Annotated in this window: 17 protein-coding genes; 6 read left to right on the plus strand and 11 right to left on the minus strand. The window is 65.0% G+C overall.

The genetic code is table 11. From position 1 onward, the window contains the following. The first annotated feature begins 38 nt into the window (after positions 1 to 38). From P6U28_RS31025 to P6U28_RS31035, 3 genes are all read left to right on the plus strand, one after another. The gene (locus tag P6U28_RS31025) at positions 39 to 1,250 is read left to right on the plus strand and encodes a divergent polysaccharide deacetylase family protein (protein ID WP_129146149.1); all 1,212 of its coding nucleotides are present in this window, start codon (positions 39 to 41) and stop codon (positions 1,248 to 1,250) included. A gap of 71 nt (positions 1,251 to 1,321) precedes the next feature. Continuing rightward, positions 1,322 to 1,828 carry an RNA pyrophosphohydrolase gene (locus tag P6U28_RS31030; RefSeq protein ID WP_129146148.1) on the plus strand — a complete coding sequence of 169 codons (507 nt, stop codon included), beginning with the start codon at positions 1,322 to 1,324 and terminating at the stop codon, positions 1,826 to 1,828. 107 nt (positions 1,829 to 1,935) lie between these two features. Next, complete coding sequence (locus tag P6U28_RS31035; RefSeq protein WP_129146147.1) at positions 1,936 to 2,436, plus strand: RNA pyrophosphohydrolase; 501 nt, start codon at positions 1,936 to 1,938, stop codon at positions 2,434 to 2,436. A gap of 169 nt (positions 2,437 to 2,605) precedes the next feature. Here P6U28_RS31035 and P6U28_RS31040 read toward each other — a convergent pair whose 3' ends face one another. The 6 genes from P6U28_RS31040 to P6U28_RS31065 form a co-directional block, all read right to left on the minus strand. Continuing rightward, positions 2,606 to 4,255: an adenylate/guanylate cyclase domain-containing protein gene (locus tag P6U28_RS31040; protein ID WP_129146146.1), complete on the minus strand. Its 1,650-nt coding sequence runs from the start codon at positions 4,253 to 4,255 to the stop codon at positions 2,606 to 2,608. A gap of 161 nt (positions 4,256 to 4,416) precedes the next feature. Then, entirely contained in the window at positions 4,417 to 4,824 is a 408-nt protein-coding gene (locus P6U28_RS31045; protein ID WP_122400421.1) for a F0F1 ATP synthase subunit epsilon, read from the minus strand. Between the two features lie 112 nt (positions 4,825 to 4,936). Then, on the minus strand, positions 4,937 to 6,379 hold the full coding sequence (atpD, locus tag P6U28_RS31050) for a F0F1 ATP synthase subunit beta (protein ID WP_122400420.1): 1,443 nt from the start codon (positions 6,377 to 6,379) through the stop codon (positions 4,937 to 4,939). 34 nt (positions 6,380 to 6,413) lie between these two features. Beyond that, positions 6,414 to 7,289, minus strand: a complete 876-nt coding sequence (locus tag P6U28_RS31055) for a F0F1 ATP synthase subunit gamma (RefSeq protein WP_122400419.1) — start codon at positions 7,287 to 7,289, stop codon at positions 6,414 to 6,416. A gap of 164 nt (positions 7,290 to 7,453) precedes the next feature. Further along, the gene (atpA, locus tag P6U28_RS31060; protein WP_129146144.1) at positions 7,454 to 8,983 is read right to left on the minus strand and encodes a F0F1 ATP synthase subunit alpha; all 1,530 of its coding nucleotides are present in this window, start codon (positions 8,981 to 8,983) and stop codon (positions 7,454 to 7,456) included. Continuing rightward, positions 8,983 to 9,543: a F0F1 ATP synthase subunit delta gene (locus tag P6U28_RS31065; protein WP_122400417.1), complete on the minus strand. Its 561-nt coding sequence runs from the start codon at positions 9,541 to 9,543 to the stop codon at positions 8,983 to 8,985. Before P6U28_RS31065 ends, atpA begins: the two co-directional genes overlap by 1 nt. A 659-nt stretch (positions 9,544 to 10,202) precedes the next feature. Here P6U28_RS31065 and P6U28_RS31070 point away from each other — a divergent pair. Then, the gene (locus tag P6U28_RS31070) at positions 10,203 to 10,700 is read left to right on the plus strand and encodes a septal ring lytic transglycosylase RlpA family protein (protein ID WP_122400416.1); all 498 of its coding nucleotides are present in this window, start codon (positions 10,203 to 10,205) and stop codon (positions 10,698 to 10,700) included. Between the two features lie 309 nt (positions 10,701 to 11,009). Here P6U28_RS31070 and P6U28_RS31075 read toward each other — a convergent pair whose 3' ends face one another. Then, positions 11,010 to 13,220 carry a primosomal protein N' gene (locus P6U28_RS31075; RefSeq protein WP_129146191.1) on the minus strand — a complete coding sequence of 737 codons (2,211 nt, stop codon included), beginning with the start codon at positions 13,218 to 13,220 and terminating at the stop codon, positions 11,010 to 11,012. Positions 13,221 to 13,341: 121 nt separating this feature from the next. On the opposite strand from P6U28_RS31075, the gene P6U28_RS31080 reads away from it, so the two are divergent. Continuing rightward, entirely contained in the window at positions 13,342 to 14,307 is a 966-nt protein-coding gene (locus P6U28_RS31080; RefSeq protein ID WP_129146190.1) for a tyrosine recombinase XerC, read from the plus strand. 86 nt (positions 14,308 to 14,393) lie between these two features. Continuing rightward, on the plus strand, positions 14,394 to 14,984 hold the full coding sequence (locus P6U28_RS31085) for a DUF4337 domain-containing protein (protein ID WP_122400412.1): 591 nt from the start codon (positions 14,394 to 14,396) through the stop codon (positions 14,982 to 14,984). A 177-nt stretch (positions 14,985 to 15,161) separates the two neighbouring features. Here the strand turns inward: P6U28_RS31085 and P6U28_RS31090 are convergent, their stop codons facing one another. From P6U28_RS31090 to odhB, 4 genes are read right to left on the minus strand one after another with little or no spacing between them, the layout of a single operon-like run. Then, positions 15,162 to 15,692: a hypothetical protein gene (locus P6U28_RS31090; protein WP_122400411.1), complete on the minus strand. Its 531-nt coding sequence runs from the start codon at positions 15,690 to 15,692 to the stop codon at positions 15,162 to 15,164. A gap of 33 nt (positions 15,693 to 15,725) precedes the next feature. Next, positions 15,726 to 17,126 carry a dihydrolipoyl dehydrogenase gene (lpdA, locus tag P6U28_RS31095; RefSeq protein WP_129146189.1) on the minus strand — a complete coding sequence of 467 codons (1,401 nt, stop codon included), beginning with the start codon at positions 17,124 to 17,126 and terminating at the stop codon, positions 15,726 to 15,728. Positions 17,127 to 17,181: 55 nt separating this feature from the next. Further along, positions 17,182 to 17,943: an SDR family oxidoreductase gene (locus P6U28_RS31100; protein ID WP_129146188.1), complete on the minus strand. Its 762-nt coding sequence runs from the start codon at positions 17,941 to 17,943 to the stop codon at positions 17,182 to 17,184. Between the two features lie 54 nt (positions 17,944 to 17,997). Beyond that, positions 17,998 to 19,239: a 2-oxoglutarate dehydrogenase complex dihydrolipoyllysine-residue succinyltransferase gene (gene odhB, locus P6U28_RS31105; RefSeq protein WP_129146187.1), complete on the minus strand. Its 1,242-nt coding sequence runs from the start codon at positions 19,237 to 19,239 to the stop codon at positions 17,998 to 18,000. Positions 19,240 to 19,344 lie beyond the last annotated feature (105 nt).

The raw sequence follows: 19,344 nt of genomic DNA on the forward strand, positions 1-19,344 counted from the left end.
GCCGTGGTATCGTCGGGATGAGTGATTCGGGATCGCGCATGACTGAAACGGCCGATGATCTGAGCGCGCCGCTCGGACAGGACAAGCCGCGCCGGAAACGCCGGCTGCGGCTGCCGTTCACCGCCATGCAGCTGCTGGCCGTCCTGCTCGGCCTGTTCCTCGTCACCTTTGCCGGCTTCGCCATCTTCAACAAGGATCCGCTCGGCGGCGAGCCAGTGACGCGAATCGCGATCAGCGAGCCCAGGACGATCGACAAGGCCACGGACGAGAGACCGGCCGGCCAGGAGAGCAAGCGGGACACCAAGGAAACGCCGAAGCAGGCCGCCTCCGGTGAGCAGAAGACCATCACCATGATCGACGGCTCCACCGGCGCCCGCCACGACGTGGTGATCGGCGCTGGCGATGCTGCGGAGAAGGACGAGGCAGCATCAGCCCCGCCGTCCGTGATGGCCGGGATCAATCCGAAGCTGCTGGAGAAATCACGTTACGGCATGATCCCGGTGGTCGCCGACGGGCTGAAGCCGTTCAACGTCTATGCGGCAGACGCCGACCGCGCCAGGGCCGCCAAGATGCCGGTGGTCGCGATCGTGATCGGCGGCCTCGGCGTCGGCGCCGCCAAGACCCTGGATGCAATCATGAAGCTACCGCCGGCGGTGACGCTGGCCTTCACGCCTTACGGCGCCGACCCCGGCAAGCTCGCCGAACGGGCTCGCGCGCAGCGCCACGAGATCTTCCTGCAGATCCCGATGGAGCCCTACGACTTCCCCGACAACGATCCGGGGCCGCAGACGCTGCTGACCTCGCTCAGCGCCGACCAGAACATGGATCGCCTGTACTGGCACCTGAGCCGGATGCAGGGCTATGCGGGCCTCACCAATTTCATGGGTGCCCGCTTCATCGCGACTGAGCCCGCGATGCAGCCGATCATCCGCGAGGCGGCCAAGCGCGGCCTCGGCTTCTTCGACGACGGCTCCTCGCCCCGCAGCATCGCACCCCAGGCCGCGGCGAACCAAGCAATACCGTTCGGCAAGGGCGACATCGCGATCGACGCGGTGCCGACCCCGGCCGAGATCGACCGCGCCCTGAACAAGCTCGAATCGACGGCGCGCGAGCGCGGCATCGCCGTCGGCACGGCCTCCGCCCTGCCCGTCTCGATCGAGCGCATCGGCGCCTGGACCAGGACATTGGGCGACCGAGGTATCCTTTTGGTGCCATTGACAACCGCGATGCTGAAATCAAAATCCAGCTAAATCAACAAATTGGCGGCACGGGTCCCGCAGGACCGGCATGCCCACCAAGTGCAGGCAAGAGGTCTGGCGGAATGGCGCGTTACGAGGATCTGCCCTACCGGACCTGTGTCGGTGTGATGCTGATCAATCCAAAGGGACTGGTGTTCATCGGCCGCCGCGCCGGCGGCATCGAGCATGTCGACGACACCCATGTCTGGCAGATGCCGCAAGGCGGTGTCGACCCCGGCGAGGACACCTGGGAGGCCGCCAAGCGCGAGCTCTATGAGGAGACCAGTGTACGCTCGGTGGAGCGGCTCGGCGAAATCCCGGACTGGCTCACCTACGACATTCCACGCACGGTCGCCGGGCGCGCCTGGAAAGGCCGCTACCGCGGCCAGCGCCAGAAATGGTATGCGGTTCGCTTCACCGGCAAGGACAGCGAGATCGACGTCGAGAATCCCGGCGGCGGCGGCCACAAGGCGGAGTTCGTGAGCTGGCGCTGGGAGCCGATGAAGAATCTGACCGGGCTGATCATCCCGTTCAAGCGCCCGGTCTATGAACGCGTGGTGAAGGAATTTTCCGCGCTGGCGGAGCAATAGTCTCTATTGTCGTCCCGGGGCGATGCGAAGCATCGAACCCGGGACCTCGAGATGCCGGGTTCGATGCTTCGCATCGCCCTGGAATGACGAAGAGAGACACTTTGCAAGTGACCAACGACAAACCTTACCGCCCCAACGTCGGGATCGCCCTGTTCAATACCGATGGCCGCGTCCTGATCGGCCACCGCTTCAAGGGCGACGGGCCCGAGATCATCCTGCCCGGCCTCGACTGGCAGATGCCCCAGGGCGGCGTCGACGAGGGCGAGAACCTGCGCGATGCAGCGATGCGCGAGCTCTGGGAGGAGACCAACGTCGTGAGCGCCGACTATCTCGGCGAGACCGACTGGTTCACCTACGAATTCCCGCCTTACGACGGACCGCAGACGCATCGCCTCGCAAAGTTTCGCGGCCAGCGCCAAAAATGGTTCGCGCTGCGCTTCACCGGCCGCGACGACGAGATCGACCCGCTGACACCGCGCAACGGCCAGCCCGCGGAGTTCGACGCCTGGCGCTGGGAGCGCCTCGACCGCGTCGCCGACATCGTGGTGCCGTTCCGCCGTGAGGTCTACCGCGCGGTGGCGCGAGAGTTTGCGGCGTTCGCAAACTGAAACTGCGAAAACAACCCCATGCACAGTAGAGATGGGGTTGAAATCATGAGAGAAATTTCGGCGGAGATTTGCGTGTGAGGGCACCGCTCGCTCCGTTCCCACCCCACAAGGGAGGGGAACGCACCTTCATCGGAGCGTTAATCGAGCCCAATCGGAGCAAGTACTAAATTTAATTGATTGGTCCCACCGTGAACGGGCCGATGGCGATGACGTGGCAATCGCTGTCGCGCTTGGCGCAATCGGCGAGGGCTGTGTTGACGGCGGTCTGCTCGTCGGCGGCCTTCAGGCCGAGACCGGGGCGGCCTGCGGTGCCGACGGCGACGGCGTTCCAGCCCATGACGTCGGTGAGCTTGCGTACGACTTCGCCGCGCGCCTCTGCCACGATCGAGGCGCTGGAGGCGGCATTGAAGAAGCCGGTGATCCTGAACAAGGTCGGGATCGGCACGACGAAATTGTCGTCGATCGCGACGACCAGGCAGGCAACGCCGGCAATCGCGCCACACGATTCCAGGGAGCGCCGCGCCGCATCCTCGTCGGATGATGCGCCCAGCACCATGAAATATTGCCCACCCGGGCCGAGTGCGACCGAGCGGGATTTCGCCGCCGGCACGAACATGTTCTCGAGCCGGACTTTCCCGGCGTCGCGCACCATCGGAAAATCCTTCGACACGAACGGCCGCTCGACCATCGCATCGTGCCGCACCCAAGGCTGCGGCGGCATCGGCGGCTTGCCGTGCGTGTAGACGACGTTATTGCCGACCGCATAGAGCTCGCAGCGCCGCGGCGATTGCGCCGCATCGGCGCGCTTCTGGCACTGCTCGAGCGCCATGCTGCGTGCGGCCTCCTCGTTCGGCTGGTTCAACGCCGAGCCGGTGAAGCCGCCGACATTGAGCGCGAAGGCCTTGTAGTCGCCGGCCGCGGAATAATCCCCCGCCAGGAAGTTGCGGACGCGCTCGTTGATGAAGGGCACGTTGTCGGCTGCAAACTTGCCGACCACGGGCGAGGCTGATGGTGATGGCATCGGAGCCATCGCGGCGCCGGCGTTCGGTGACGTCACCGGCGCCTTTGCGACCTCGGTCGGCGCCGGGCTCGTCGCCGCTGCATTGGCGGACGGCACGGCGCTTGTCGGGGCCGGCGGCGCTGCCACACGCGCGGTCTGCTTGAGCTTGGCGTTGTAGAGGAAGCCGGTGACGACGATCCCGACGATCGAGACCACCGCGACGACCAGCGGCCACATCCAAACCGGCGCGGCGGCCACCTTGGAGGCCGCCTTCTTCATTTGCGGCTTGGCATAGCTCCCGTCCTCGCGCCGCATTGCCACCATGTACGCGTGCACCGGCGTCGGGATGTTCTTGACCTCCTGCGCGCCGATATCGGCGAACTGCACCGACAGCTTGTTGGCAACCTGCTCATGCACCGCGCGGGAGACGCAGATGCCGCCAACCTCGGCGAGTCCCTCCAGCCGCGCCGCGATGTTGACGCCGTCGCCGAGGAGGTCGCCATCGCGCTCGACCACGTCTCCGATGGTGATGCCGATGCGAAACGACATCTGCCGGCTCGGCGGATAGGCCATGTTGCGGGTCCGCAAGCTTTCCTGGATGTCGATCGCACAGCGCACGGCATCGACCGCGCTCGGAAATTCCGCGAGCACGGCATCGCCCGCCGTGTTGAAGATGCGCCCGCCGGCCTTGGCGATGAAATCGTCGACGACCTCGCGATAGGAGGCGAGACGCCGCAGCGTCTCCTCTTCGTCTTCCGCGACCAGCCTCGAATACCCGGCAATATCGGCCGCGAAAATCGCTGCGATCTTGCGTTTCATCTGCCACCGGCCCCCGGAACAATCCGCGAGGCAGAATGCCGTCATCAGCGACGCGGTGCAACAAAGTTTCAGCGCCCGCCACGGTGGTGACGAGCGCTGAGCCTGTTGAAGGGTGCCTTTGCAGGAATGTCTGTTCGAGCCCCGGAGCGGTGCCCCGGGGCTTAGTGCATAGCCGTGGAGCTGAGCTGCTGCTGGATGCTCTTGAAGTGGTCGAGCCGCGCAATGGCCTGATCGAGCTCGCTGCCTTCGTGCTCTTTCAGATTCTCTTCCATCTCCGCGATCGTCTCGGCGAACTGGGCACGGTCGAGCTCGGCCAGTGACGTCGCGACGTCGGCGAGCACGGTCAGGCCCCTGTCAGAGACTTCGGCGAGACCGCCGAGCACGATGATCTTTTCGTGGCGGCCAGCCGTGGTCACGGTGAGAATGCCCGGCCGGATCGCAGCCACGACCGGCGCATGTCCCGCCAGCACGCCGAAATCACCCTCGATGCCGGGGATGTCGACCTGGTCGACCTCACCCGAGAAGGCGAGCTTTTCCGGAGAGACGAGATCGAAGTGGAAGGTGGCCATGGGTTATCCGTTTTTCCGCTTGCCACCCGCGGGCTCGACCCGCGGGTCCATCCATCAAAAATCTCTTTGATGGATCGCCGGGTCAAGCCCGGCGATGACGAGATGAGAAGGCTTAGGCCGCTTCCGCCGCCAGCTTCTTGCCCTTCTCAACGGCTTCTTCGATGGTGCCGACCATGTAGAAGGCAGCTTCCGGCAGGTGATCGTACTTGCCTTCGACCAGGCCCTTGAAGCCCTTGATGGTGTCGGCGAGCTCGACGAACTTGCCCGGCGAGCCCGTGAAGATTTCGGCGACGTGGAACGGCTGCGACAGGAAGCGCTCGATCTTGCGGGCGCGGGCCACCGTCAGCTTGTCCTCTTCCGAAAGCTCGTCCATGCCGAGAATGGCGATGATGTCCTGGAGCGACTTGTAGCGCTGCAGCACCTGCTGGACCTGACGGGCGACGGCGTAGTGCTCCTCGCCGACGACCAGCGGCGAGAGCATGCGCGAGGTCGAGTCGAGCGGGTCCACCGCCGGATAGATGCCCTTTTCCGAGATCGCGCGCGACAGCACCGTGGTGGCGTCCAAGTGCGCGAACGAGGTGGCGGGCGCCGGGTCGGTCAAGTCGTCGGCCGGCACGTAGATGGCCTGCACCGAGGTGATCGAACCCTTCTGCGTGGTGGTGATGCGCTCCTGCAGCGCGCCCATGTCGGTCGCGAGCGTCGGCTGATAACCCACCGCCGAAGGAATACGGCCGAGCAGCGCCGACACTTCCGAACCGGCTTGCGTGAAGCGGAAGATGTTGTCGACGAAGAACAGCACGTCCTGGCCCTGGTCGCGGAAGTGCTCGGCGACAGTCAGACCGGTCAGGCCGACGCGGGCGCGGGCGCCCGGCGGCTCGTTCATCTGGCCGAACACCAGCGCACACTTCGATTTCACGCTGGGATCCGGATTCTTCGGATCGGCGTTGACCTTGGACTCGATGAACTCGTGATAGAGGTCGTTGCCCTCGCGGGTACGCTCGCCGACGCCGGCGAACACGGAATAACCGCCGTGCGCCTTCGCGACGTTGTTGATCAGCTCCTGAATCAGCACGGTCTTGCCGACGCCGGCGCCGCCGAACAGGCCGATCTTGCCGCCCTTGGCGTAAGGCGCGAGCAGGTCGACGACCTTGATGCCGGTGACGAGAATTTCGGCTTCGGTCGACTGGTCGGTGTAGGTCGGCGCTTCCTGGTGAATCGCGCGGGTGCCTTCCGACTTGATCGGGCCGGCCTCGTCGATCGGCTCGCCGATGACGTTCATGATGCGGCCCAGCGTACCATCACCCACGGGAACCGAGATCGGCTGACCCGTGTCGGTCACTTCCTGGCCGCGCACCAGACCTTCGGTGGCGTCCATCGCGATCGTACGGACGGTCGACTCGCCGAGATGCTGCGCGACTTCCAGCACCAGGCGGTTGTTGCCGTTCTTGGTCTCCAGCGAGTTGAGAATGGCCGGCAGGTGGCCTTCGAACTGCACGTCGACGACGGCGCCCATGACCTGGGTAACGCGACCGATCTGTGTGGCTGCTGTAGCCATTTACTGTCTCCTTCGATCCGAATTTCGTGTCCGGTCAGACTGCTTCTGCGCCGGAGATGATTTCGATGAGTTCCTTGGTGATCTGAGCCTGACGCGTGCGGTTGTAGACCAGCGTCTGCTTGCGGATCATCTCGCCGGCGTTGCGGGTGGCGTTGTCCATCGCCGACATCTGCGCACCGTAGAACGAAGCGTTGTTCTCGAGCAGGGCGCGGAAGATCTGCACTGCGAGATTGCGCGGCAACAGGCGCGTGAGGATCTCGTCCTCCTCCGGCTCGTATTCGTAAGAGGTCGCGCTGCCGTTCGCACCGCCTTCCTCGACAACCAGCGGAATGATCTGCTGGGCGGTCGGGACCTGTGCGATCACCGACTTGAACTGCGCGTAGAACAGCGTGCAGACGTCGAACTCGCCGGCGTCGAAACGGGCCAGCACCTTCTTGGCGATGTCCTCGGCGTTGACGAAGCCGAGCTGGCGCACGCTGCGCAGATCGAGATGCTCGACGATCTGCTTGTCGAACTGGCGGCGGAGCTGCTCGTAGCCCTTGCGGCCGACGCAGAAGAACTTCACTTCCTTGCCCTGCGCGGCCAGCGCCAAAGCGCGCTCGCGGGCCAGACGCACGATGGAGGAGTTGAAGGCGCCGGACAGGCCGCGCTCGCCGGTGCAGACCAGCAGCAGGTGCACCTGGTCCCTGCCGGTGCCGGCCAGCAGCTTGGGCGCGCCGGGCGAGCCCGCCGCGGCGCTGGCGATGTTGGAGATCACTGCGCTCATCTTGTTGGCATAGGGACGCGCCGCTTCCGCCGCGGTCTGCGCACGGCGCAGCTTCGAGGCCGCGACCATCTGCATGGCCTTGGTGATCTTTTGCGTCGCCTTCGTGGAGGCGATGCGGACGCGCATGTCTTTAAGTGACGCCATTCTTCGTTCACCCCGGCGGTTCGATCTCTCGGATCAAGCCGCTAGCCTACCCCAATCGTCATGCCCGGGCTCGCCCCGGGCATCCACGTACCGCCTCACACGTCGATAGCCGGTACATCAAATGCGAAGACGCGCTTCGCGCTTTTGCCCGGCCATGATGCCGCTTAAGCGAAGCTCTTCGCAAAGCCGTCGACCGCCGACTTCAGCTTGGCAGCGGTGTCGTCGGAGAGATCGCGGCTGTCGCGAATCGCGGTGAGGATGTCGGCGTGCTTGCCGCGCAGCAGCGAGAGCAGGCCGTCCTCGAACGCGCGCACCTTATTGAGCGGGAGCGGATCGAGATAGCCGTTGGTGCCGGCCCAGATCACGCAAACCTGCTCTTCCATCTTCAGCGGCGAGAACTGCGGCTGCTTCAGGAGCTCGGTCAGGCGCGAACCGCGGTTGAGCAGGCGCTGGGTCGAGGCGTCCAAGTCGGAGCCGAACTGCGCGAAGGCCGCCATTTCGCGGTACTGCGCGAGCTCGCCCTTGATCTTGCCGGCGACCTTCTTGGTGGCCTTGGTCTGCGCCGAGGAGCCGACGCGCGACACCGACAGACCGACGTTCACGGCGGGACGGATGCCTTGGAAGAACAGGTCGGTTTCCAGGAAGATCTGGCCGTCGGTGATCGAGATGACGTTGGTCGGGATGTAGGCCGACACGTCGTTGGCCTGGGTTTCGATGACCGGCAGCGCCGTCAGCGAGCCCGAGCCCATGTCCTTGTTCAGCTTCGCCGCGCGCTCGAGCAGGCGGGAGTGCAGATAGAACACGTCGCCCGGATAGGCTTCGCGCCCGGGCGGACGGCGCAGCAGCAGCGACATCTGGCGATAGGCGACGGCCTGCTTGGACAGGTCGTCATAGATGATGACCGCGTGCATGCCGTTGTCGCGGAAGTACTCGCCCATGGTGCAGCCGGTGAACGGCGCGATGTACTGCATCGGCGCGGGATCGGACGCGGTGGCAGCGACGACGATCGAGTATTCGAGCGCACCCTGCTCCTCCAGCACCTTCACGAACTGGGCGACGGTGGAGCGCTTCTGGCCGACTGCGACGTAGACGCAGTAGAGCTTGATGTTCTCGTCCGGCTGCGCGTTCAGCGGCTTCTGGTTCAGGATGGTGTCGAGCGCGATCGCGGTCTTGCCGGTCTGGCGGTCGCCGATGATCAGCTCGCGCTGGCCGCGGCCGATCGGGATCAGGGCGTCGATCGCCTTGAGTCCGGTCGCCATCGGCTCGTTCACCGATTTGCGCGGAATGATGCCGGGCGCCTTGACGTCGACGCGCATGCGCTTCTCGGCCTGGATCGGGCCCTTGCCGTCGATCGGGTTGCCGAGCGCGTCGACGACGCGGCCGAGCAGGCCCTTGCCGACCGGCGCGTCCACGATGGCGCGGGTGCGCTTGACGGTCTGGCCTTCCTTGATCTCGCGGTCGGCACCGAAAATAACGATACCGACGTTGTCGGTTTCGAGGTTCAGCGCCATGCCGCGGGTGCCGTTCTCGAACTCGACCATTTCACCGGCCTGGACGTTGTCCAGACCGTAGACGCGGGCGATACCGTCGCCGACGGACAGCACCTGTCCGACTTCGGAGACTTCAGCTTCCTGGCCGAAATTCTTGATCTGGTCCTTGAGGATCGCGGAAATTTCCGCGGCGCGGATGTCCATCAGCCTGCCTCTTTCATCGCGTGCTTGATCGAATTGAGTTTGGTGCGAAGCGAACCATCCACCATGCGGCTGCCCAGCTTGACGACGAGGCCACCGATGATCGAGGGATCGACTTTCACGTTCAGCGCGACATCCTTGCCGGTCACCGACTTCAGGGCAACCTTGAGGGCATCGAGATTCTTGTCCGAGAGCGCTTCGGCGACGGTGATGTCGGCCGTCGTCTCGCCCTTGAACTTGGCGACGAGAGCGCGATAGGCGCGAATGACGTCGGCCACCGCGAACAGGCGGCGGTTGGCGGTCAGCACCTTCAGGAAGTTGGCGGTGATGCCGGCGATACCGGCCTTGTCCAGCACGGCCGAGAGGGCCCGGGACTGGGCGTCCGCCGCGAACACCGGGCTGCGGACGAGACGCTTGAGATCGGCGCTCTCATTCAGCAGGGCATCGAATTTGTCGAGATCGGCTTTGACCTCGTCGACCACTTTCTGGTCGCGGGCCAGTTCAAACAAGGCCGTTGCATAACGGCCGGACACACCTGAAACGGACGTATCTTCTGCAGCCACAGACGCGCTCTTTATGCTGTCAAACTCGCAAGGGAAAAACCGTCGCCACAAAGCGGCGCCTAGCGATCCAAGCCCTTGGAATTCAAGCGGGACTTCGATTTTCGACCAGCACGGGAGGTGCCGGGCTCGTTAAAATCGCGGCTTTGCTAACATAGCAGGCGCGCAGGTGCAACATGACGCCAAATTAAAGGCATGAGGTTCTGTCGCCAGTTCGTCGCAGCCGGGGAAGCCTCGCGAGCGACGGCGACGAGTTGGCGCCGATGTCCTCCCACGTCGCGGAAAATGGGCGTGAGCCGGGTCGCGACCATCTCCATTGGTTCCTGCCGCCAGCGCATAGCGGCCATGAACACGGATCACTGAGCGTGAATCCGGCCTCGCCAGTTCCACCCGCCGAATACTTACCAAATTCTAAATGGTCGCGCCGATGACTTGGCTTTACAGTAATCCCAAGTAATCCATAGGTTAATAAATCGTTAAAGCCGAAGAATATGGCACGTCGATCGAATATCGCGCGGCGGTAACAAGATATTTCATGACCAAACATCGCGGATTTACTGCCTAATTCACGCCGCATTAGGAATCGAAATGCCAACCCGCTCACAAACTGATGGGGGCTCCACTAGCCACATATGTGGCAATACTAGCTTAGGGACCGATAAATGCTGTCTTTGAAGACGCTGGGCTCTGTGACCCGGCCGCGCACGGCGATCGCTTTCGTTGCCGCAACTCTCCTCGTCGGTGGAACTGCCACCGAGGCTTCCGCCAAATCCAGGCATCACCGGCATCATCACCGCCACCACGCCCAAGCTGACACCAACGCGAGCTCCGATTGGCGGAATGCCAATGCGTCGATGACGCCGACCTCCGGCACCGGCCACAGCTTCTCCGGCATGGCCTCCTATTACGGCAACGAGTCCGGCAGCCGGACCGCCTCGGGTCAGCGCTTCAACCAGAACGCCTTGACCGCGGCGCACCGTTCACTGCCATTCGGCACCAAGCTGCGCGTCACCCATCGCGGCCAGAGCGTGATCGTCACCATCAACGACCGCGGTCCGTTCATTCGCGGCCGTGTCCTCGACCTCTCCACCGGCGCTGCCCGCGCCATCGGCCTCACCGGCGCCGGCGTCGGCCGCGTCACCGCGGAAGTCGTCTCCTAAGGCGTTCGCCTTACACGCGCAGTTTTCATCAGTTTGATGCGCGCCTGAAACAAGCCCGTGGTCTTGGGGGACCGCGGGCTTTTTGTTTGGCCACCTCCCCACGTCATTGCGAGCGAAGCGAAGCAATCCAGGATCTTTCCGCGGAAAGACTCTGGATTGCTTCGTCGCAAGGGCTCCTCGCAATGACGTGGAGAGAGTGTGCCTAAAGCATGATCCGGAAAAGTGCGAAGCGGTTTTCCGGAAAGATCATGCGTAAACAACAAGCTAAAGCGCGATGACGATTCATCCAAATCTCATCGCGCTTTAGCCCTACAAAAAGCTCTGCGGATCGACGTCGACTTCGAGCTTTTGATTGCCTGTCGGCTTCGGGCAGACGGCGAGCCAGTTGCGCAAGTAATCCGAGAGATCGAAACCGCGCGCCGATTTCACCAGGATGCGGAAGCGGTAGCGGCCCTTGATGACGGCGAGCGGGGCTTCGGCCGGGCCGAGCACCACGACGCGCTCGTCGCGGGGCGCGAGCGCGACGAGCTTGCGGCCGAGACCTTCGGCACTCGGGCGGTCGCCTGCAGAAATGATCAGGCTCGCGAGCCGGCCGAACGGCGGATAGAGCGTCTTCTCGCGCAGATCGATCTCGCTGTCGTAGAAGGCCTCGCGGTCGCAGGCGACGAGCGCCCGCATCACGGGATGATCGGGCTGATGAGTCTGCAGATAGCCGACGCCGCGACCCTGCTCGCGCCCGGCACGGCCGATCACCTGGTTGAGCAATTGCCAGGTCCGTTCCGCCGCGCGCGGATCGCCATTGGACAGACCGAGATCCGCATCGACCACGCCGACCAGATTGAGCCGCGGGAAGTTGTGACCCTTTGCCACGAGCTGCGTGCCGATGATGATATCGACGCGGCCCTCCGCGATTTCGGCAAGCTCGGAGCGCATCGTCTCGAGCGAGGTGATGAGATCGCTCGACAGCACCATGGTGCGCGCTTCCGGGAACAACGCCGCCGCCTCCTCCTGCAGGCGCTCGACGCCGGGACCGACGGCGACCAGCGATTCCTCGGCCGAACAGTTCGGACAGAGATGCGGGCGCGGCATCGAGAAACCGCAATGGTGACAGACCAGGCGCTGGCGGAAGCGGTGATCGACCAGCCAGGCGTCGCAGATCGTGCAGGCGAAGCGATGGCCGCAGGCACGGCAGAGCGTCAGCGGCGCATAGCCGCGGCGGTTGAGGAACAAGAGCGCCTGCTCGCGCTTTTCGATCGCGGTCCTGATCTCGCCGGCAAGCCGCGGCGAGATGAAGCGGCCGCGCGCGGGCGGCTCGCGGCGCAGATCGATCGCCTCGATATGCGGCATGTGCTGGCCGCCGAAGCGCGAGGGCAGCGCGATGCGCTGATAGCGGTTCTTGCGCGCATTGACCTCGGACTCGACCGAGGGCGTCGCCGACGCCAGCACGACCGGGATTTTTGCGATATGCCCGCGCACCACCGCCATGTCGCGGGCGTGATAGTGCACGCCATCGTCCTGCTTGTAGGCCTGGTCGTGCTCCTCGTCGACGACGATCAGGCCGAGATTGGCATAGGGGAGAAACAGCGCCGAGCGCGCGCCGACCACGACCGGCGCAGTCCCTGCGGAGATCGCCGCCCAATTGCGCGCGCGGGTGCGCGGCGTCAGTTCGGAGTGCCATTCGATCGGCCGCACGCCAAAACGCTGCGCAAAGCGATCGAGAAACTGTCCGGTCAGCGCGATCTCCGGCATCAGGATCAGCGATTGCCTGCCACGACGGATCGTCTCGGCCACCGCCTCGAAATAGACCTCGGTCTTGCCGGAGCCGGTGACGCCGTCGAGCAGCGCGACGTGGAAGGTGCCGTTGGCCGCGAGCGCGCGCATCGTGTCGACCGCGGCGCGCTGCAGCGGCGTGAAATCCGGCCGGCCGAATTCCGGATCGGGCGCCGGCGGCGGCGGAGGCGGCGGCATCGGCTCCACCGTGAGCGTGCCTTCGTCGACGAGGCCGTCGATCACGCCCGAGGAGACGCCGGCTTCCTTGGCCGCTTCGGACTTGCCGTGCAGCAGGCGGTCCGACAGCAGCGCGATCACCCGCTGCCGCGCCGGCGTCAGCCGCTTCGGGGGATCGCCGACCAAGCGTACACCGGCGCGCGCCCGCTCAGGACCGAGATTCTCGCCCATGCGCAGGCACATGCGCAGCACCATGCCGCGCGGGCTCAGCGTGTAATTGGCGACCCAGTCGACCACCTGGCGCAGCTCGGGCTTGAGCGGCGGGATATCGAGCTTTTCGCCGACCTCCTTGAGGCGATTGTGCAGGCGTGGATCCGGGTTGGCGTTTTCGCCCCAGACCACGGCCAGGACCTCGCGAGGCCCAAGCGGCACACTGAGGAGATCGCCCGCCTTCAGCTCCATGCCGCGCGGCACTTTGTAGGAATAGGTCTGGTCGAGCGCGACCGGCACCAGCACGTCGACCATGCGGGTCGCGTTGGCGGGGGCGGTGCTGCTGCGCGAGGTGTGATCCATCAACAGTCTTTGGAGGGAGAATCGGAACCCGGAGTGCGAGGCTAGCGCCGCGGGGCGACCTTAGCGAACAGTAAACTGGTGTGATGCGATATACTGCGCGGAATCACCACGTCCAGAGCGCATGAGCAAAGCGGCCGCCCCACACATCGAGCTCGCCAGCGCCGATCCCTCGATCACGCAGGAGATGGCGCGCTGGCTGTCGCATCTCGGCGCCGAGCGGCGACTGTCGCCGAAGACGCTGGAGGCCTATGGCCGCGACTTGCGGCAGTGCCTGGATTTCCTCTGTGCCCATTGGGGCGAGCGGGTCACGCTCGAACGGTTCGCGGCGCTCGAAGCCACCGATATCCGCGCCTTCATGGCGATGCGCCGGGCGGACGACATTGCCGGCCGGAGCCTGATGCGCGCGCTCGCGGGGCTGCGTTCGTTTGGACGTTTTCTGGAGCGCGAGGGCAAAGGCAAGGTCGGCGCATTGTCGGCCATCCGCGCGCCAAAAGTCGCAAAAAGCCTGCCGAAGCCACTGCCGATGGCATCGGCAAAGCGTCTTGCCGACGCCGACGAGCGCGCCGGCGAGGAACGCGAGAGCTGGATTCTCGCGCGCGATGCCGCCGTGATGGCGCTGCTCTATGGCTCGGGCCTGCGCATCTCCGAAGCGCTCGGCCTGAAGCGCCGCGAGGTGCCGCGGCCCGGCGAAGGCGACGTGCTGGTCGTGACAGGCAAGGGCAACAAGACCCGCATGGTGCCGGTGCTGCAGAACGTGCTCGAGCTGGTGCAGGAGTACGTCGCGATGTGCCCGTATTCGCTGCCCGCGGAAGGGCCGATCTTCGTCGGCGCGCGCGGCGGGCCGCTCAGCCCGCGCATCATCCAGCTCGCGATGGAGCGGCTGCGCGGCGCGCTGGGACTTCCCGACAGCGCCACACCGCACGCACTGCGCCACTCCTTCGCCACGCATCTGCTGTCGCGCGGCGGCGACCTCCGCGCCATCCAGGAATTGCTCGGCCACTCCTCGCTCTCGACCACGCAGGTCTACACCGGCATCGATTCCGAGCGGCTGCTGGAAGTCTATGCCAGCGCGCATCCGCGGCGGTGAACCTGACATCAAGCTGTCATCCCGCGCATGCCTCTTGCGCGGCACCCGCGGTTGGGTCAATCGTGCGGAACCAGACAGGAGGACATATGAGCGCACATGAAAGCATGGAGCATGCCGAGCACGCCGAGCACGCGTCCGGCTCGAACAAGAAGATCGCCCTTCTGATCGCCGTGCTGGCGCTGTTCCTTGCGATCTCGGAGACGCTCGGCAAGGGCGCCCAGACCGAATCGATCAGCAAGAACGTCGAGGCCGCCAATCTCTGGGCATTCTTCCAGGCCAAGAGCATCCGCCGCACCGTCGTGCAGACCGCGGCCGAGCAGGGCAAGCTGACGCTCGCCGGCACCGGCGATGACGCGCTGAAGGCGTCGGTACAGAAACAGGTCGAGGACTGGACCAAGACCGCGCAGCGCTACCGCTCCGAGCCCGAGACCGGCGAAGGCACCGAGCAGCTCGCCGAGAAGGCCAAGCATGCCGAGCACGAGCGCGACGAGGCGACCGCGAAGTACCATCACTTCGAGCTGGCGTCGGCGGCCTTCCAGATCGGCATCGTGCTGGCATCGGCGACCATCATCACCGGCATGTTCGCGCTCGCCTATGTCAGCGGCGTGCTGACGCTCGCCGGCCTGATCATGACCGCGCTCGGCCTGTGGTGGCCGCATCTGTTGCATTTGCATTGATGGGTGTGTGGCGTGCGGTTTGACGCCAAACAGACAGTGTCATGCCCCGGCTTGACCGGGGCATCCAGTACGCTGCGGCTTCTCGGTTCTCATCTCTCTCTCTCTGTCTCTGGAATACTGGATCGCGCCGGGCGATGACAGCGAGTATGTGGCGAACAGCGAATATGTGACAGAGAGCTAGCGCGCCTGGTGCACGCTCTTGCGAAAACGCTGGATCAGGCGCAGCGTGCGGGAAGACCAGCCCTCGCCATCGCCGGCGATCAGCTGACGGATGCGGCGCTTGATCGGGTCGACCAGCTCAGCGGCCCTGGCGCGCACCTTCAGCACCAGATCATAGATCCGCTCGAACCAGTGCATCTCCAAAAGCTTGTCGCGCGTCACGTCGAACACGAAGGCCGTGACTCCGACGCCAACCATCTTCGCGAAAACGATCGTGAACACTGCGCTGGTCCAGTATTCGTGCGCCAGCAGCCACAGGCCGACCAGCTTGAGCGGAAACAGCGGGATGATGGGGACCGCGAACACGATCAGCGTCATGGCCGGCGACAGCGCATCGACGCGCTCCGTCAGCCATTGCTTGAACCGCGCGAGCGGGATGGCTGCGACGACCCGAGCGACGATCGGCTCGAGATGGTCCCACAGCCAGGCTTCGATCAGGAAGACGATCGCAAGCAGGACCCAGACCGGTTGAAGGAGGCGGCGCAGCATATGTTCCCGCCCGTTTCGGTGCTGGGCGCGTCGCTACATATGGATGGCCCGCTTGCCGACTGCAAGCGCGGCTTCCTTGACCGCCTCCGAGCGGGTCGGATGGGCATGGCAGGTGCGCGCGAGATCTTCTGCGCTGCCACCAAACTCCATGAGAACGCAGGCTTCATGGATCATTTCGCCGGCCTCAATGCCGATAATGTGCACGCCGAGCACGCGATCGGTCTTCGCATCTGCGAGAATCTTCACGAAGCCGTCGGTGGTCTGGTTGACCTTGGAGCGGCCGTTGGCGGTAAAGGGAAACTTCCCGACGGTATAGGCTGTGCCTGCCTGCTTCAATTCCTCCTCGGTCTTGCCGACGGAGGACACTTCCGGCGTGGTATACACGACGCCCGGGATCACATCGTAGTTCACGTGGCCCGCTTGCCCCGCGATGATCTCGGCGACCGCAACGCCTTCGTCCTCGGCCTTGTGCGCGAGCATCGGGCCTGCGACGACGTCGCCGATGGCATAGACGCCCTTGAGGCTGGTGGCGAAATGCGGATCGATCTGGACGCGGCCGCGCGCATCGAGCGCGACGCCGGCTTCCTTCAGGCCGAGCCCATCAGTGTAGGGCACGCGGCCGATGCAGACCAGAACGACGTCGGCCTCGATGGTCTCGGCGGCACCGCCGGCAGCCGGCTCGATTTTCGCGAGCAGTGCCTTGCTGTTCGCTTCGACGCCGGTGACCTTGGAGCCCAGCTTGAATGCAAATCCCTGCTTCTCAAGGATTCGCTGGAATTGCCGTGCGACCTCGCCATCCATGCCGGGCAGGATGCGATCGAGGAATTCGACCACCATGACCTCGGATCCGAGCCGGCGCCACACGGAGCCGAGTTCGAGCCCGATCACGCCGGCGCCAATGACCAGCAATCTGCCTGGCACCTTCTCCAGCGACAGCGCGCCGGTCGAGGAGACGATGCGCTTCTCGTCGATCTCGATGCCCTTGAGGCGCGCGATGTCGGAGCCGGTGGCGATCACGATGTTCTTGGTCTCGACCACCTGCGACTTGCCGTCGGCGGAGACCTCGACCTTGCCGGTGCCCAAGATCTTGCCGGTGCCCTTGAGCACGTCGACCTTGTTCTTCTTCATCAGGAACTCGACGCCCTTGACGTTGCCGTCGATGCCCTGCTGCTTGAAGTTCATCATCGCGGGAAGATCGAGCTTCGGCGCGGGAACGCTCACGCCCATCTTGGCGAAGGAATGCCCGGCTTCCTCGAACATCTCGGAGGCGTGCAGCAGCGCCTTCGAGGGCATGCAGCCGACATTGAGGCAGGTGCCGCCGAGCGTGGCGTTCTTTTCGACCACGGCGACTTTCATGCCGAGCTGGCTCGCGCGCACCGCGCAGACATAACCGCCCGGTCCGGTGCCGATGACGACGAGATCGTAGGTAGCCATGAGAAGGTCCCGTAAGGTTGGCGTGATGAGGATGTGTCAGCGTCCGCGCGGCGCGTCAGCGTCCGCCGGACACATCGAGAATCGCTGAGGTGACGTAAGACGCCTCGTCCGACAGCAGCCAGACGATCGCGTTGGCGATTTCATCGGCGGTGCCGACGCGCTTCATCGGCACAAGATGGGCCAGACGATGGGCGCGGTCGGGCTCGCCGCCGGCGGCGTGGATTTCGGTGTCGATCAGGCCCGGGCGAATGCCCGCGACGCGAATGCCCTCGTTCGCAACCTCATAGCCGAGGCCGATGGTGAAGGAATCGATCGCGCCCTTGGAGGCGGCATAGTCGACATAAGTATTCGGCGAGCCGAGCTTGGCGGCGACCGACGACAGATTGACGATGACGCCGCCCTTGCCGCCATGCTTGGTCGACATCCGTTTCACCGCCTCGCGCGCGCAGAGGATGGAGCCGGTGACGTTGACCGCCATGACGCGCTGGATGCGCTCGGCCGACATCTCGTCGACCCGCACGCCGCTCTTGCCGACGATGCCGCCATTGTTGACCAGCGCGCCGAGCGTGCCGAACTTGTCGGCTTCCCTGAACAGGTTGAGGATGTCGCCTTCCTCGGCGACGTCGCATTTCACCGCGATGGCCTTGCCGTTCTTGGCTTCGATCTGCGCGACCACCTCATCGGCGGCCGCCTTGTTGCTGGCATAAGCGACCACGACGCGATAGCCGCGCGCGGCCGCCGCAAGCGCGGTCGCCCGCCCGATGCCGCGGCTGCCGCCGGTGATGACAACGACTTTATCCGTCACGCGCGCCTCCATGGTTCGACATGCGCCGTCGCGTCGGTCGCGACGGCGCTCGCAGAGCATTGCGGATCAGAGATCGAGCACCAGGCGCGCCGGATCTTCCAGGCTCTCCTTGACCCGGACCAGGAAGGTGACGGCTTCCTTGCCGTCGATGACGCGGTGATCGTAGGACAACGCCAGATACATCATCGGGCGGACCTCGATCTTGCCGCCGACGACCATCGGCCGCTCCTGGATCTTGTGCATGCCGAGGATACCGGACTGCGGCGCGTTCAGGATCGGCGTCGACATCAGCGAGCCGTAGATGCCGCCATTGGTGATCGTGAAGGTGCCGCCCTGCATCTCGTCGATCTTGAGCTGGCCGTCACGGGCGCGGCGGCCGAAATCGGCGATGCTCTTCTCGATGTCGGAGATCGACTTGTGGTCGCAGTCGCGCACCACGGGCACGACGAGGCCCTTGTCGGTGCCGACGGCGACGCCGATGTGGTAATAGTTCTTGTAGATCAAATCGCTGCCGTCGATCTCGGCGTTGACGGCCGGGATGTCCTTCAGCGCCTGCACGACGGCCTTGGTGAAGAAGCCCATGAAGCCGAGCTTGGCGCCATGCTTCTTCTCGAACGCGTCCTTGTAGTGGGCGCGCAGCGCCATGACGTTGGTCATGTCGACCTCGTTGAAGGTCGTGAGCATGGCCGCGGTGTTCTGCACGTCCTTGAGGCGGCGCGCGATGGTCTGGCGCAGGCGGGTCATCTTGACGCGCTCTTCGCGGGCGGCGTCATCGGCCGGCGACGGCGCGCGGACCTGCACGGCGGCGGCGGGCTGGTTGACCGGGGTCGGCGCCGACGCGGCGCGCTCGATCGCAGCCAGCATGTCGCCCTTGGTGACGCGACCGTCCTTGCCGGAGCCCGGAACGGTGGAGGCGTCGATGCCGGTCTCGGCCGACAGTTTTCGCACCGAAGGCGCGAGCGGGGCATCGGCCGGCGGCGCCTTGGCGGCGGCAGCGGGAGCCGGCGCGGGAGCAACGGCAGCAGCAGGAGCAGCAGCCTTGGCCGGCGCGGCGGCGGGCTTGGCGGCGCCGGCACCGTCGGTGATCTGACCAAGTAGCGCGCCCACAGCAACGGTCGCGCCATCGGCGGCGATGATCTCGCTCAGCGTGCCCGCGGAGGGCGCCGGGACTTCGATGGTGACCTTGTCGGTCTCGAGCTCCACCAAGGGCTCGTCGACGGCGACGGGGTCGCCGGCCTTCTTGAACCAGCGGCCGATGGTGGCCTCGGTGACGGATTCGCCGAGCGTCGGCACACGAATTTCAGTCATGGTCTCTTCCTTAAGGGATCGCCAGTAGCGGTCATGAATTTCATACGTCATTGCCCGCGAAGGCGGGCAATCCAGTACGCCGTGACCTTCGTGATCAGAACGAAA

The sequence above is a fragment of the Bradyrhizobium sp. STM 3561 genome (genome assembly GCF_045571455.1).
Classification (GTDB): domain Bacteria; phylum Pseudomonadota; class Alphaproteobacteria; order Rhizobiales; family Xanthobacteraceae; genus Bradyrhizobium; species Bradyrhizobium vignae.